Genomic DNA, 14,103 nt, shown 5'->3' on the forward strand with positions numbered 1-14,103 from the left:
GCCTCAGAGCACCTCGCTGGCCACCGCATCCACCGCCGCCTTGGCGATCCCCACCACCTCATCCGCCTCGACCTTGGTCAGCACCAGCGGCGGGGCGAAGCCGAGGATGTCGCCGTGCGGCATGGCGCGGGCGATCATGCCGCGTTCCAGACAGGCAGCGGAAACCCGCGGGCCGACCTTGAGCGCCGGGTCGAAGGGCGTACGCGCCTCCTTGTCGGCCATGAACTCCAACGCGGCGAGCATGCCGATACCGCGCACTTCACCCACCAGCGGATGGCCTTCGAAGGTCTGACGCAGTTGCTGGTTGAGGTAGGCGCCAACATCGGCGGCGTTGGCGGCGATGTTTTCCTGCTCCAGGATGTTCAGGTTGGCCAGCGCAGCGGCGGCGCAGATCGGATGGCCAGAGTAGGTCCAGCCATGACCCATGGCGCCGTCACGGCTGGAGGCCTCGTCGATCACGTTCCACACCTTCTCGCCGACGATCACCGCCGACAACGGTGCATAGGCGCTGGTCAGGCCCTTGGCAGTGGTGATCAGATCCGGCTGCATGCCGAACATCTGGCTGCCCATCGGCGTGCCCAGGCGGCCGAAGGCGCAGACCACTTCGTCGGCGATCAGCAGGATGTCGTACTTGGCCAGCACGGCCTGGATCGCCTGCCAGTAACCTTGCGGCGGCACGATGATGCCGCCGGTACCCATCACCGGCTCGCCGATAAAGGCCGCCACGGTGTCCGGCCCTTCGGCCAGGATCAGGCGCTCCAGATCCTCGGCGCAGTGGCGCACGAAGGCCGCTTCGTCCATTCCGACCGGCGCCTTGTAGAAGTGCGGGCAGGCGGCGTGCTTGATGTCCGCGTGAGGCAGGTCGAAGTGCTGGTGGAAGCTGGCCAGGCCAGTGAGGCTGCCGGTCATGATGCCCGAGCCGTGGTAGCCGCGCTGGCGGGAGATGATCTTCTTCTTCGCCGGGCGGCCGAGCACGTTGTTGTAGTAACGCACCAGCTTGATCTGGGTCTCGTTGGCGTCCGAGCCGGACATACCGTAGTAGACCTTCTTCATACCCTGCGGCGCCCAATCGATAATGCGCGCCGACAGCTCGATGATGGCCTCGGTCGAGTGGCCAACATAGGTGTGGTAATAGGCCAGCTCCTTGGCCTGCTTGTAGATGGCCTCGGCCACCTCGGTGCGGCCATAGCCGATGTTCACGCAGTACAGGCCGGCGAAGGCGTCGATCAGCTCGCGGCCTTCATGATCCTGGATGCGGATACCCGAGGCGCCGGTGATGATGCGCCCCTTGAGCGCGCCGCTGGCGTGATCGTGAGCGTGGGTGGACGGGTGCATGAAGTGGGCACGGTCCTGGGCGAACAGCTCGTCGTAATGGCTCATGGGTAATCCTCCGAAGGGGCTCAGTAACGCTGGCCCTGGTGATGAATGCAGAAGTACTTGGTTTCGACGAAGGGCTCGAAGCCTTCCGTGCCGCCCTCACGGCCGAGGCCAGAGGCTTTCATGCCACCGAAGGGGATCGGGTGGCCGGTGAACTTGGTGCCATTGACCGCAACCATGGCGTGGTCGAGGCGACGGATCAGCGGGTGGACGACATCCACACGGTTGGAGCAAATGTAGGCGGCCAGGCCGTATTCGGTGTCATTGGCCATGGTCACGGCTTCGTCCAGAGTGTCGAAGGCGCGCACGCCGGCGATGGGCGCGAAGTTCTCCTCGCGATAGATACGCATGCTGTCAGTAACGTCCGCCAGCAACGTCGGTTGCCAGAACCAGCCGCCAAGGGCATGCGGCTCACCACCTGCCAGTAGGCGCGCACCCTGTTCGAGCGCATCGGCGACCCGTGCAGCAGTCGCGTCCAGCGCAGCCTGGTGCATCAGCGGGCCAATCTGGTTGCGCTCGTCATGGCCAGGGCCAACGCGCAGGCCACGCACGGCCTTGGCGAAGCGCTGCAGGAATTCTTCGTAGACGGGGCGCTCGACCAGGATACGGTTGGCGGCGCAGCAGTCCTGGCCGGAGGTCTGGAACTTGGCGTCCAGCGCGACCTGCACGGCCTGATCGAGATCGGCATCGGCGCAGACGATCAGCGGCGCGTTGCCGCCCAGCTCCAGCGCCACCTTCTTCACATCCTCGGCAGCCGCCTGCAGCACCAGCTTGCCGACGCGGGTCGAGCCGGTGAAGCTCACCGAACGCACGCGGGTGTCCTTGACCAGGGTCTCCATGGCCATCTGCGGCTCGCCCAGCACCACGTTGAACACGCCAGCGGGCAGCCCGGCTTCCTCGGCCAGTTGCGCCAGGGCGAAGGCGGAATAGGGCGTCTCATGCGCCGGTTTGACCACCACGGTGCAGCCGGCGGCCAGGGCCGCGGCGGCCTTGCGGGTGATCATCGCGCTGGGGAAATTCCACGGCGTGAGCAGGGCGCAAACGCCGACCGGCTCCTTCAGCGTACCGAGCTGGGCACCCGGAATATGGCTAGGGATGGTCTGGCCGTAGAGGCGGCGCGCCTCTTCGGCGAACCAGGGGATAAAGCTGGCGGCGTAACGGATCTCGCCACGGGCTTCGGCCAGCGGCTTGCCCTGTTCCTGGCTGAGGATGCGCGCCAGGTCTTCCTGATGCTGCAGGATCAGTTCGGCCCAACGGCGCAGCAGCGCCGCGCGGGTTTCCAGGCTCTGTTCGCGCCAGTCGGCGAAGGCACGCTGGGCGGCGTCCACCGCAGCGATGATCTGTTTCTGATTGAGCATCGGCACGTGGCCAATCACGCTCTGGTCGGCCGGATTCTGCACGGCGATGCTGGCGCCGTCGTCGCTGTGCAGCCAGTGACCGTCGACGTAGCACAGCGATTTGAACAGCAGGGGATGGTCGAGGGGCATGGCGATGTCTCCGGGCCGATGGGCATGGGAGACATGCTAGGGAAGAGCGGCTTGGCGTTTTTTCCAAGCGGCCCCGGCGTCACCTCAGTTTTTTCTGAAGGTGGCGGGGCAATAGGGGAATTCTCGTGTGCCGTAGCCCGGATGAAATCCGGGACAGGGCACAGAACATTCCCGGATTGCATCCGGGCTACGGATTCAGCTCAGGCTGTGGCGGTACGCTGCGGCAAGCGCCGCACGATGGCGCTGAGCAGCATGCCGTACAACGGTACGAACAGCGCCAGGCTGACCGCCAGCTTGATCACGTAGTCGACCACGGCGATCTCCACCCAGTTGGCCGCCATGAACGGGTCACTGCTCTGCCAGAAGGCGATGGAGAAGAACGCCAGGGTGTCCATGGCCTGACCGAATACGCTGGAAGCGGCCGGGGCGATCCACCAGTGCTTGAGCTGGCGCAGGCGATCGAACACCTGGATGTCGAGCAGCTGCCCGAGCACGTAGGCGAGGAAGCTGGCCAGGGCGATGCGGAACACGAACAGGTTGAACTCACCGAGCGCCGCCAGGCCACCGAAGGCGCCTTCATGGAACAACACCGAGACCACGTAAGAGGCCACCAACGCCGGCACCATCACCCGTGCAATGACCACGCGCGCGGCATGCTTGCCGATCAGGCGCACGGTGAGGTCAGTAGCCAGGAAGATGAACGGGAAGCTGAAGGCGCCCCAGGTGGTGTGCCAGCCAAAGATAGTCATCGGCAACTGCACGAGGTAGTTGCTGGCGATGATGATGAGGATATGAAACGCGATCAGCGCAGCCAACACGGCGCGACTGACCGATGCAGGAAGCAGGGTCATGGCATGTCCTTTTTCGTAGAGTGGGGTGAGGGAACCCACTGCCGCAGCCGACATGGCCGCGAGCGGCGCGCATTCTAGCGCGTTGTTGACCCGCAGGATAGGTTTTCCAGCTGACGGCCAGGCGGCCGCCCGGATGAAGCTATGACGCGTGACAACTGACTTTGTGCAAAACCATCGTCTCCACGCCATGCACAACATCATGGCACCCCATGGTTTCCCGCTTTCGCGGGAATGACGTATGCCTGGCTGCTACCGTGGGAAATCCTCAGCCAATCAGGCCTCCGGCACCACCCGCTTGGCCAGTTGGAAATGACGCTGCCAGTACGAATTGTTGAGGCGATCGATACGCACCTTGGTGCCGCGACGTGGCGCATGGACGAAGCGGCCCTCGCCGATGTAGATGGCCACGTGATCCACCGAGCGGCTGCGAATACGGAAAAACAGCAGGTCGCCGGGCTGCAGGTCGCTGCGTTTCACCGAAGGCGCGTCCAGGCGCGACAGCGCGCGGGAGGTGCGCGGCAGGTCGAGGTCGTCCTGGGTCTTGAAGGCGTATTGCACCAGGCCGCTGCAATCGAACCCCTGCCGGGGGCTGGTACCACCCCAGCGATAAGGCGTACCCAGTGCACCCAAGGCTCGGTCGATTACTTCACGGGCCGGCTCAGGCTCGGCTATCGGCGAGGCGGCGGGAACGGTATGAATGCGAAAGGTGGCGGAGGCTTGGGTACAAATTCCCAGTAAAAGAGCGCCTCCCAGACAAAATGACATGAAGAATTTATTCAAACCCAGTGACCCTGGTGATTGGCCTTTACGCGGAAGCCTTTCCGAATCAAGGCATTGCATCGAAAACGAGCCTCGTGCCCGTCCCGGAGACGGACTCCTGGAAAAAGCCTTTGGTTCAGTTCCAGGGGATAACAGTCGACGAACGGTTTACTGCTGACGCCTTCGTATTCCCGACCATTGGCGCCCAATTGCGCCCCTCCGTGAGCTGCCCCCACAGGCCGTCAAGGCCACGGCGATGAAGACGAAGCGCTGCTGCCACATCACACGAAGGCGGGCGGTCGAGCCACTGTCTGTAGGCTGGGTTAACGACGCTGAACGTGAATCGAAGATGTCCACTATCGCTGCGCGGCGCGTAACCCACCAGGCGAGAAAACGTGGTGCTCCGATGGTGGGTTACGCCGCAACCAACGGAGCGAAACGCTAGGTCACCTCAACAGGCAGCTAACCCACCCTACAGATGTCCGACATCTCATGGTTGGCGTACGTCAGTCGTCCAGTTCGACGGGCGCGCCCGACGTGTCTGCCTTGATGGTCTTGGTGACGATGTAGGTGAAGTAGCGCTCGATGCCCAGGTCTTCCAGCAGCAGCTGGTCGATGAAGCGCTGGTAGTGGTCGATATCGCGGGCGCGAATCATGGCGATGTAGTCGACGCCGCCACCGGTGGCGTAGCAGAAGCCCACCTCCGGGGCCTCGCTCAGGCGCTGCTCAAAGCGGCGCATATCCTGCGCGGTGTGACGGGCCAGGGTGATTTCCACCAGCACCTGCTGGCTGCGAAACAGCGCTGCCCAGTCGATCTGTGCGCGGTAGCCCTTGATCAGCCCGGCGCTTTCCAGCTTGCGCACCCGCTCCCAGGCCGGCGTCACCGAGAGGTTGATCGCCTCGGCCAGGGCCGACTTGGTGATCCGTCCATCCTCGGACAGGATGCGCAGGATCTTCAGGTCATAGCGGTCGAGCTTGTGCATCGGCTTCTCGGTTGGCTAAGGGTTTAAAGATGTAGAGGCCAGATCGCGGCTAAAGCCCCTCCCACGAGACACTCAGACTGTGGGAGGGGCTTTAGCCGCGACCGTTTCTAGTCCACCACCTCGGCGATGACCGCGAGGGTATCCCCACTTTTTACCAGCCCCGGGAAATGCCGGGCTGCGAGCAAGCCACTGCGTTTGGCGCGATATTCGGCAGCCGGCGCGCCAGTGCGGCGGGCGCTGTGTACGCGGGCGATCACTTCGCCCTTCTCGACCAGCTCGCCAAGGTCGCGGCACATTTCCAGCAGGCCATCGTCCTCACTGGCGACGAAGCAGTCGCCGTCGGGCATATCGAGCATCACCGACTCGCCCGCCTCGATCTCGCCTTGCAGCAAGCCGAAATGGATCAGCAGGTTGCGCACGCCGCGCTCGGCGATGGCCAGGCTTTTCGCCGTGCTGCTGCCGCCACCACCGAGCTCGGTGGTGACGAACACCTTGCCCAGCTCCTCGGCCGCGGTGTCGTACATGCCCACCGCGTCCAGTTCCAGCATGCGCATGCAGTAGGGCGCGGCGAAGGCGCGCATGCCGGCGGCGCAAGCGGCGTCCTGCGCCTTGTCCGGCAGCATGTGGCAGGCGGCGAAGGGCAGAAAGTCCAGGGTCTTGCCGCCGGAGTGAATGTCCAGCACCACATCGGCCAACGGCAGCAGCGTGCGCTGGAAGTAATCGGCGATCTTCTGCGTCACCGTACCGTCCGGCTTGCCGGGAAAGCTGCGGTTGAGGTTGCCCTTGTCGATGGGCGAAGTGCGGGTACCGGCCTGCACCGCCGGGGTGTTCATGAACGGCACGATGATCACCCGACCGCTGACGTCCTCGGCGCGCAGGCGCTGGGCCAGTTTGCTCAGCGCCAGCGGGCCTTCGTACTCGTCGCCATGGTTGCCGCCGGTAAGCAGCGCGGTGGGACCGCTGCCGTGCTTCACCACGGTGACTGGAATCATCACCGCGCCCCAGGCCGAATCGTCGCGGGAATAGGGCAGCTTGAGGAAGCCGTGTTGTACGCCGTCGCGGTCGAAGTCAACGGTGGGGCTGATGGGGTTGTCGCGCAGTTGGGTCATGGTCGGGCCTTCAAGATGGAGCTCATTGTGGGAGGGGCTTTAGCCGCGACTGGAAAACTTCGCGGCTAAAGCGGATCGCCGCCCGGCCGCTCCTACAGGTGGAGCGGCAGCCGCAGGATCAGTCCTTCACGAACAGCTTGCGCGGCACGTCGCAGAAGGTTTCCACGCCGCTGTCGGTGATCAGGATCGATTCGGTGATTTCCAGGCCCCAGTCGTCCAGCCACAGGCCGGGCATGAAGTGGAAGGTCATCCCCGGTTGCAGCACGCTCTCGTCACTCGGGCGCAGGCTCATGGTGCGCTCGCCCCAGTCCGGCGGATAACTGATACCGATGGGGTAGCCGCAGCGGCTGTCCTTGTGGATGCCGAACTTCTCCAGCACCTTGAAGAAGGCGCGGGCGATGTCGCCGGTGGTGTTGCCCGGCTTGGCCGCCTCCAGGCCGGCGGCGATGCCTTCGACCACGGCCTTCTCGCCGTCGAGGAAATGCTGCGGCGGCTTGCCCAGGTAGATGGTGCGCGACAGCGGGCAGTGATAGCGCTTGTAGCAGCCGGCGATCTCGAAGAAGGTGCCGGCGCCGCTGATCATCGGCGAGTCGTCCCAGGTCAGGTGCGGCGCGCTGGCATCGGCGCCGGTGGGTAGCAGCGGGACGATGGCCGGGTAGTCGCCGCCATGGCCGTCGGCGCCGAGGATGCCGGTGCGGTAGATCTCGGCGACCAGCTCGTTCTTGCGCAGGCCCGGCTCGATCTTGTCGAAGATCGCCGCGTGCATCTTCTCGACGATCTTCGCCGCGATACGCATGTAGCCGATCTCGGTGGGCGATTTGATCGCCCGCTGCCAGTTGACCAACGCAGTCGAATCGACGAAGCGCGCGTTGGGCAGATTGCGCTGCAGCGAGCCATAGGCGGCGGCGCTGAAGTAGTAGTTGTCCAGCTCGACGCCGATGGTTAGCTTGTCCCAGCCACGTGCGGCGATGACTTCCTTGGACAGGTAGTCCATCGGGTGGCGCTCGGTGGACTGCACGTAGTGATCGGGGTAACCGACGATGTTGCTCGGCTGCATGAACACCGTGCGCTTGGCGCCGTTGGCATCCTGGCCGCGGCCGTACCAGACCGGCTCGCCATCGAGCGCCAGCAGTACGCACTGGTGCACGTAGAACGACCAACCGTCATAGCCGGTGAGCCAGGCCATGTTGGATGGGTCGGTGACGATCAGCAGTTCGATGCCTCTGGCCTGCATGGCGCTGCGCGTCTTGGCCAGACGCTGGGCATATTCCTCCCGGCTGAAGGGGAGGTTGACGACGATTTCGGACATTGCGTTGCCCTCGTGATGGAACGGTTATTCAGGCGCGGCGTGCCGCGCCCGCAGGTTTCAGGAATCGAAACTGAGGCCTTTGCCGGCCGCGACGGCGCGCTGGTAGGCGAGGCTGGCGATGGCGGTGTCTTGTGCTCCAGTGCCGGTCAGGTCGCACAGGGTGATCTGGTCATTGGCGGTACGCCCCGGGCGCTGGCCGGCGATCACCTGGCCGAGTTCGGCGAAGTCATCCTTGGCATGCACCAGGCCGGCGGCGATGGCGTGATTGAGCTCCCCGAGCACGCGGGTCTGACTCAGGCGGTCGGCCACGTAGGCATCGACCCGCGCCAGCACGGCCGGAGCGATCTCGTTCTTGTGCTCGGCATCCGAGCCCATGGCGGTGATATGCAAGCCGGAGCGCAGGTGCTGCGGCTGGATCAGCGGCTCGCGACTGGGCGTGGTGGTGATGGCGATATCGGCACCATCGAGCGCCGCGTCGACGCTGTCCACCGCGCGCGCATCGTCCAGCTCGGCGGCCATGGCCTGGGCCTTGGCGGGATCACGCGCCCAGATACGCACCTCGCTTACATCGCGCACCAGACGCAGGGCCTGCAACTGCAGGCGCGCCTGCTCGCCGGCACCGAGAATGGCAACCACCTTGGCGTCTTCGCGGGCCAGCCATTTGGCTGCGATGGCGCCGGCTGCGGCAGTGCGCACGGCAGTGAGGTGGCCGTTATCCAACAGCAGCGCATCGGCCAGGCCGGTCTGTGCCGAGAACAGCATCATCAGGCCATTGAGGCTGGGCAAGCCGAGCTTGGGATTGTCGAAAAAGCCGGGGCTGACCTTGATCGCGAAGTGCGCCACGCCAGGCAGGTAGGCGGTCTTCACGTCGACCTCGCCGTTATGCTCGGGCACGTCCAGACGCAGGATCGGCGGCATCGCCACGGCGGCCGTGGCAAGCAGGCGGAAGGCGTTTTCCACCACTGCCAGGCTGTCGGTGTCGAGGCCAACGCAGTCGCGCAGGTCAGCCTGGTTGAGAATCAGGGTCTTGGCCATGGAGGTTCCTCAGGAGTCGGCGCCGTTGATCACCCGCAGGTGCTGGTCGATGTCGATGTTGCGGCCGCTGATCACTACCACCACCGGGCCGCGCGGCTCGATCAGCCCATCGAGCAGGGCGGCGATACCGACGGCGGCAGCGCCCTCGACCACCAGCCTTTCTTCGCGGTAGGCATGGCGAATGCCGCGGGCGATGGCGGCTTCGTCGAGCAGATGAACCTGGTCGCACAGCTCGCGGGTAATGGAATAGGTGAAGCGGTTGTCCAGGCCGATACCGCCGCCGAGCGAGTCGGCCAGGGTCGGCAGCTCCTCCACCTCGACCGGTTCGCCAGCCTCGAGGCTGGCATGCATGGCGGCGCCCAGCTGCATGCTGATGCCGTGGGTACGAATCGCCGGACTGGCTGCCTTGATCGCCAGTGCCACGCCAGCGAACAGACCGCCACCGGACAGCGGCACCAGCACTTCGCAGACGTCCGGGCACTGCTCGAGAATCTCCAGGCCCAGGCTGCCCTGGCCGGCTATCACGTGCGGGTGATCGAAAGGCGGGATAAATGCGGCGCCCTGTTCGCGGGCGATACGCAGGGCTTCGAGCTGGGCATCGTCCTGGCTGCGGCCTTTGATAACCACCTCAGCGCCCAACTCACGGATGGCACGCACCTTGTTCTGCGGCACCAGCTCGGACAGGCAGACGATGGCCTTTACCCCTTGCTGTGAAGCAGCGAAAGCGAGGGCACGGCCATGGTTGCCGGTGGAGGCAGTGACCACGCCAAGGTGCTTGCGCTCGGCATCCAGCTGCGCCACCGCGTTGCTCGCACCGCGCAGCTTGAAGCTGCCAGTGGCCTGCTGCGATTCCAGCTTCAGCCACACCGGCACACCGGCCAGGCGACTCAGGCTGGGCGAGTGCTCCAGCGGCGTCTGCCGCACCAGGCCGGCGATACGCTGGCGGGCCTGGAGCAGGTCATCGAAGGGGATGGAAGACATGGCGCACGTTCCGTGAAGGTGTGCGGCCGAGTGTATGAGCGGGAAATTGAGAGGCTGAATGTACTAGGACGATTTTTTATCTGGGCGTTTGTGCCGCGTGGAAATCGGTGCGCACAGCGCACCCTACAGACACGTCGACCGTAGGGTGCGCCGCGCGCAGCAGCTTGTAGCCTCGATGAAATCCGGGTAGCACCGGAGCAAACCACTCCCGGATTTCATCCGGGCTACACGAGCCCCTCTCCCCAACCCTCTCCCGCAAGCGGGAGAGGGGGCTGATCAGCATGACGGGTGAAATTGTGGGAGCGGCTTCAGCCGCGAAGCTCTTCAACAGCGCTAAAAATCATGCACCTTCGGGTACTGCTCGAAGACGTCACGCACGATCTGCACGCCCTGGCGCATCTTCGCTTCGCTGCATTCGGCGCCGACGCACAGACGCACCGCGCGCGGCCGAGGCATGCCGGGCGGGACGAAGGGATCGGGTAACGTCAGCGCGACGTTGCGCCGGCGCAGCTCACGCAGCAGGCCATCGGTCTCCCAGCCTTCAGGCACGCGCAACCAACTGTTGAGCGAATAGGGGTGATTGCCGATCAGGTGCTCGCCCAGCTCCTGCTCCACCAGCGCTTGCCGGTTGGCCAGCAATTGCCGCTGCAACTGCACCAGATCCTCGGCCTCGCCCGAGTCGATCCAGCGTGTGGCGACCTCACCGAGCAGCGACGGCGCCATCCAGCTGTTGACCCGCAGGATGCTCTCGGTGCGCAGGGCCAGGCGCTTGGGCATCACCAGGTAGCCGATGCGCAGGCCAGTGAGCACCGACTTGGTCATGCTGGTGCAGTAGAACGACAGCTCCGGCGCGTAGTGACTCAGCGGCCGCGTGCTCTGCTGGCCCGCCAGCAGCGGGCCGTAGACGTCGTCCTCGATGATGTAAACGCCATAGCGGCGAGCGATCTCGGCGATCTCGCGGCGGCGCTCGTCGGGCATCAGTGCGCTGGTGGGGTTGTTCAGGTTGGGCGTGCAGACCAGCGCAGTGATCCGTTCGTTGCCGCACATGTCCTCGAAGTGCTCAGGGTTCAGGCCGTAGCGATCCATCTCCAGACCCTTGAGGGTGAAGCCGAGCACCTGCGAGCTGCCGATTGCCCCGTGGTCGGTCAGGCCCTCGCAGAGCACCACGTCATCTGGGCCGGCCAGGGTGGCCAGGGCGAGAAAAATGGCGTGGGCGGCGCCGCTGGTCAGCAGCACGTCCTCGATGCCGACATCCATGCCCAGACGCGCCAGCCAGCGCACTGCCGACTCGCGCTGGTGCTGCATACCGGCAATCGGACGAAAAGCATGAATCCACGGTTGATCCGGCTCCTGCGCCAGCTCCAGGCAGGTCTGTCGCCACAGGCGGTCGTGGGCATCGGTGTGCAGGATGCGCGCGTTGGAAAAGTCCATCAGCGCCTGCTCGCTGCGATCGAGCATGCTGGTGGCCACGCGCTCGCTGGTGCGCCGCGAGACGAAGCTGCCACGGCCCACCTCGCAACGCACACGGCCCTGGCGCTCCAGTTCCTTGTAGGCGTTGGTCACGGTCTGCACGCTGATGCCCAGCGCATCCGAAACCTGGCGTTGCGGTGGCAACCGCTGGCCGTCGATCAGGTTACCCTGTTCGATGTCGGCGGCGACCGCCTGGACCAGCAGCTTGTATTTCGACTCGCCCGGGCGAGCGTTGGCCAGGGCCTTCTTCCAGTTGTGCATCGATGGCTCCTCCGGCGGCTGCGTTCAAGCATCCCGCGTGAGGCATTACGATTCAATTGTCCTAGTGCAATGCCGCAGCCAAAAAAGCCTTTGTATGCTCGGGCCAAGGGTGGAAAACAGATTCCTAGAAGAACCACCACCCGGCGCAGGTCTCCTGTGCATCAACGCTCTTGATTTACCTGCCTCCTAACACAGCACGCCGCCGTTGGCGGACTACAAGAAACAGGAGAACACCAAGATGAGTAGCGTTATCCCCTCCCGCTTCGGCCGCCTTGCGCTGGCCTGCGCCCTGCTCACCGGCCTCGCCGCCGGCGCCCAGGCCTCGACCCTGGACAAGGTCAAGGACAGCAGTAGCGTGCGCATCGGCTATGCCAACGAAACCCCCTTCGCCTATACCGCCCTCGATGGCAAGGTCACTGGCGAATCGCCGGAAATCGTCACCAAGATTTTTCAGCGCATGGGTGTCGAGAAGATCAACCCGGTGCTCACCGAATGGGGCTCGCTGATCCCCGGCCTGCGCGCCAGCCGCTTCGACCTGATCGCCGCCGGCATGTACATCACCCCCGAGCGCTGCAAGCAGGTGCTGTTCACCGACCCGCACTACCAGTTGCCCGATACGCTGCTGACCAAGGCCGGTAACCCGAAGAACCTGCATAGCTACGAAGACATCGCCAAGAGCGGTGCCAAGCTGGCGATCATGTCCGGCACAGTGAACCTGGGCTATGCCCGTAACGCCGGCATCAGCGACGAGCAGATCCTCCAGGTGCCGGACACTACCGCGCAGTTGCAGGCCGTACGCGCCGGTCGCGCCGATGCCGCCGTCGGCACCCAGCTGACCATGAAGGGCCTGGCCGACAAGGGCGGCGACAGCGTCGAAGCCATCACCGAGTTCAAGGACGACCCGACCCACACCGGCTACGGTGCCCTGGCCTTCCGCCCGGAAGACAAGGATCTGCGTGATGCGGTCAATGCCCAATTGAAGGAATGGATCGGCAGCGAAGAGCACCTGGCCACGGTGAAACCCTTCGGTTTCGACCAGTCCAACATCACCGACAAGACCGCCGCCGAACTCTGCGGCCAGTAATGAACGGATCACGCCGCGCACTCCGGTGCGTGGCGCGCTTGCGTACATAGAGCGGTAGACATTCATGACCGATCTTCTTCCCCTGCTGCTGCAAGGCGCCTGGGTCACCGTGCAAGTCACCTTCTGGGGCTCGCTGCTGGCCATCGTCTCGGCAGTGATCGCCGCCCTGGGCCGGCTGTCGCCGATCGCCCCACTGCGCTGGCTGGCCATCACCTATATCGAAATCTTTCGCGGCACCTCGCTGCTGGTGCAGCTGTTCTGGCTGTACTTCGTGCTGCCGATGCCACCGTTCAACGTCGAGATGAGCGCCTTCACCGTGGCCATCGTCGGCCTCGGCCTGCACATCGGCGCCTATGGCGCGGAAGTGATGCGCGGCGCCATCCGCTCGGTGGCCAAGGGTCAGTACGAGGCCTGCACGGCGCTGAACATGCGGCCCTCGAAGCGCTTCCTGCGCATCATCCTCCCGCAGGCACTGCTGGCGGCGATTCCACCGGGCACCAACCTGCTGATCGAACTACTGAAGAACACCTCGCTGGTGTCGCTGATCACCCTGTCCGACCTGGCCTTCCGCGCCCGCCAGCTGGATCAGGCGACCTTCATGACGCTGGAGATCTTCGCCCTGACCCTGCTGCTGTATTTCGTCATGGCCCAGGTGATCAACCTCGGCATGCGCCTGCTGGAAAAACGCCTTGCCCGTGGCCGGATGCGCGGAGGCCTGCAATGAATTTCTTCGACTGGGATTTCGCCCTGAGCATCCTCCCGGATCTGCTCAAGGCCTCGCTCAACACCCTGCTGATCACTTTCGCCGGCTTCGCCATCGCCATCGTCGTCGGCCTGCTACTGGCCATCGCCCGGCGCAGCAAGCATCTGTGGCTGTCATGGCCGGTGGCCGGGCTGATCGAGTTCATCCGCAGCACGCCGCTGCTGATCCAGGTGTACTTCCTGTTCTACGTGTTCCCCAACTACGGGCTGAACCTCACCGCGCTGCAGGCGGGCATCCTCGGCATCGCCCTGCACTACGCCTGCTACACCGCCGAGGTGTATCGCGCCGGGCTGGATGCCGTGCCGCGTGGCCAGTGGGAAGCGGTGACGGCATTGAACATGTCGCCGCTGTCGGCCTACCGGCAGATCATCCTGCCGCAGGCGCTGCGGCCAATCCTGCCGGCGCTGGGCAACTATCTGGTGGCCATGCTCAAGGACACCCCGGTGCTGTCGGCCATCACCGTGGTGGAAATCATGCAGCAGGCCAAGAACATCGGCTCGGAAAGCTTCCGCTACCTCGAGCCCATCACCATGGTCGGTCTCTTCTTCCTCCTGCTGAGCCTGGCCCTGGCCTGGTGCGTAAGGCGTGTGGAAGATCGGCTGGAGGTCACTGCCCGATGACTGCTTTCCTCAAT

Annotated in this window: 13 protein-coding genes; 3 read left to right on the plus strand and 10 right to left on the minus strand. The window is 64.6% G+C overall.

Features of this window, described 5'->3' with window-relative positions; genetic code table 11:
* Positions 1 to 3 precede the first annotated feature (3 nt).
* From C7A17_RS10160 to ehuR, 10 genes are all read right to left on the minus strand, one after another.
* Positions 4 to 1,380: an aspartate aminotransferase family protein gene (locus C7A17_RS10160; RefSeq protein WP_106737916.1), complete on the minus strand. Its 1,377-nt coding sequence runs from the start codon at positions 1,378 to 1,380 to the stop codon at positions 4 to 6.
* A 20-nt stretch (positions 1,381 to 1,400) separates the two neighbouring features.
* On the minus strand, positions 1,401 to 2,864 hold the full coding sequence (locus tag C7A17_RS10165; RefSeq protein WP_106737917.1) for an NAD-dependent succinate-semialdehyde dehydrogenase: 1,464 nt from the start codon (positions 2,862 to 2,864) through the stop codon (positions 1,401 to 1,403).
* Between the two features lie 200 nt (positions 2,865 to 3,064).
* On the minus strand, positions 3,065 to 3,715 hold the full coding sequence (locus C7A17_RS10170; RefSeq protein WP_106737918.1) for a 7-cyano-7-deazaguanine/7-aminomethyl-7-deazaguanine transporter: 651 nt from the start codon (positions 3,713 to 3,715) through the stop codon (positions 3,065 to 3,067).
* Between the two features lie 273 nt (positions 3,716 to 3,988).
* Positions 3,989 to 4,555 carry a C40 family peptidase gene (locus tag C7A17_RS10175; RefSeq protein WP_106737919.1) on the minus strand — a complete coding sequence of 189 codons (567 nt, stop codon included), beginning with the start codon at positions 4,553 to 4,555 and terminating at the stop codon, positions 3,989 to 3,991.
* A 425-nt stretch (positions 4,556 to 4,980) separates the two neighbouring features.
* Positions 4,981 to 5,457: an Lrp/AsnC family transcriptional regulator gene (locus C7A17_RS10180; RefSeq protein ID WP_106737920.1), complete on the minus strand. Its 477-nt coding sequence runs from the start codon at positions 5,455 to 5,457 to the stop codon at positions 4,981 to 4,983.
* A 107-nt stretch (positions 5,458 to 5,564) separates the two neighbouring features.
* Positions 5,565 to 6,566: a N(2)-acetyl-L-2,4-diaminobutanoate deacetylase DoeB gene (doeB, locus tag C7A17_RS10185; protein WP_106737921.1), complete on the minus strand. Its 1,002-nt coding sequence runs from the start codon at positions 6,564 to 6,566 to the stop codon at positions 5,565 to 5,567.
* 118 nt (positions 6,567 to 6,684) lie between these two features.
* On the minus strand, positions 6,685 to 7,875 hold the full coding sequence (gene doeA / locus C7A17_RS10190) for an ectoine hydrolase DoeA (RefSeq protein WP_106737922.1): 1,191 nt from the start codon (positions 7,873 to 7,875) through the stop codon (positions 6,685 to 6,687).
* 57 nt (positions 7,876 to 7,932) lie between these two features.
* Entirely contained in the window at positions 7,933 to 8,910 is a 978-nt protein-coding gene (eutC, locus tag C7A17_RS10195; RefSeq protein WP_106737923.1) for an ectoine utilization protein EutC, read from the minus strand.
* Positions 8,911 to 8,919: 9 nt separating this feature from the next.
* Entirely contained in the window at positions 8,920 to 9,891 is a 972-nt protein-coding gene (gene eutB, locus C7A17_RS10200) for a hydroxyectoine utilization dehydratase EutB (RefSeq protein ID WP_106737924.1), read from the minus strand.
* Between the two features lie 333 nt (positions 9,892 to 10,224).
* Positions 10,225 to 11,622 (minus strand): MocR-like ectoine utilization transcription factor EhuR, encoded by a 1,398-nt coding sequence (gene ehuR, locus C7A17_RS10205; RefSeq protein WP_106737925.1) that lies wholly within the window; start codon positions 11,620 to 11,622, stop codon positions 10,225 to 10,227.
* A 238-nt stretch (positions 11,623 to 11,860) separates the two neighbouring features.
* Here ehuR and ehuB point away from each other — a divergent pair, with 238 nt between their 5' ends.
* From ehuB to ehuD, 3 genes are all read left to right on the plus strand, one after another.
* On the plus strand, positions 11,861 to 12,706 hold the full coding sequence (gene ehuB, locus C7A17_RS10210; RefSeq protein WP_106737926.1) for an ectoine/hydroxyectoine ABC transporter substrate-binding protein EhuB: 846 nt from the start codon (positions 11,861 to 11,863) through the stop codon (positions 12,704 to 12,706).
* A gap of 64 nt (positions 12,707 to 12,770) precedes the next feature.
* Positions 12,771 to 13,430 carry an ectoine/hydroxyectoine ABC transporter permease subunit EhuC gene (gene ehuC / locus C7A17_RS10215; RefSeq protein ID WP_106737927.1) on the plus strand — a complete coding sequence of 220 codons (660 nt, stop codon included), beginning with the start codon at positions 12,771 to 12,773 and terminating at the stop codon, positions 13,428 to 13,430.
* The gene (ehuD, locus tag C7A17_RS10220; RefSeq protein WP_072425130.1) at positions 13,427 to 14,089 is read left to right on the plus strand and encodes an ectoine/hydroxyectoine ABC transporter permease subunit EhuD; all 663 of its coding nucleotides are present in this window, start codon (positions 13,427 to 13,429) and stop codon (positions 14,087 to 14,089) included. Before ehuC ends, ehuD begins: the two co-directional genes overlap by 4 nt.
* The last annotated feature ends 14 nt before the right edge of the window (positions 14,090 to 14,103 follow it).

Origin of the sequence: Pseudomonas mendocina, assembly GCF_003008615.1 — a bacterium.
Lineage (GTDB): Bacteria > Pseudomonadota > Gammaproteobacteria > Pseudomonadales > Pseudomonadaceae > Aquipseudomonas > Aquipseudomonas mendocina_C.

What these genes read in the sequence shown, in the direction of transcription:
- C7A17_RS10160 (WP_106737916.1), bottom strand. Translation starts at nt 1,380, where the DNA reads ATGAGCCATTACGACGAGCTGTTCGCCCAGGACCGTGCCCACTTCATG.
- C7A17_RS10165 (WP_106737917.1), bottom strand. Translation starts at nt 2,864, where the DNA reads ATGCCCCTCGACCATCCCCTGCTGTTCAAATCGCTGTGCTACGTCGAC.
- C7A17_RS10170 (WP_106737918.1), bottom strand. Translation starts at nt 3,715, where the DNA reads ATGACCCTGCTTCCTGCATCGGTCAGTCGCGCCGTGTTGGCTGCGCTG.
- C7A17_RS10175 (WP_106737919.1), bottom strand. Translation starts at nt 4,555, where the DNA reads ATGCAATGCCTTGATTCGGAAAGGCTTCCGCGTAAAGGCCAATCACCA.
- C7A17_RS10180 (WP_106737920.1), bottom strand. Translation starts at nt 5,457, where the DNA reads ATGCACAAGCTCGACCGCTATGACCTGAAGATCCTGCGCATCCTGTCC.
- doeB (WP_106737921.1), bottom strand. Translation starts at nt 6,566, where the DNA reads ATGACCCAACTGCGCGACAACCCCATCAGCCCCACCGTTGACTTCGAC.
- doeA (WP_106737922.1), bottom strand. Translation starts at nt 7,875, where the DNA reads ATGTCCGAAATCGTCGTCAACCTCCCCTTCAGCCGGGAGGAATATGCC.
- eutC (WP_106737923.1), bottom strand. Translation starts at nt 8,910, where the DNA reads ATGGCCAAGACCCTGATTCTCAACCAGGCTGACCTGCGCGACTGCGTT.
- eutB (WP_106737924.1), bottom strand. Translation starts at nt 9,891, where the DNA reads ATGTCTTCCATCCCCTTCGATGACCTGCTCCAGGCCCGCCAGCGTATC.
- ehuR (WP_106737925.1), bottom strand. Translation starts at nt 11,622, where the DNA reads ATGCACAACTGGAAGAAGGCCCTGGCCAACGCTCGCCCGGGCGAGTCG.
- ehuB (WP_106737926.1), top strand. Translation starts at nt 11,861, where the DNA reads ATGAGTAGCGTTATCCCCTCCCGCTTCGGCCGCCTTGCGCTGGCCTGC.
- ehuC (WP_106737927.1), top strand. Translation starts at nt 12,771, where the DNA reads ATGACCGATCTTCTTCCCCTGCTGCTGCAAGGCGCCTGGGTCACCGTG.
- ehuD (WP_072425130.1), top strand. Translation starts at nt 13,427, where the DNA reads ATGAATTTCTTCGACTGGGATTTCGCCCTGAGCATCCTCCCGGATCTG.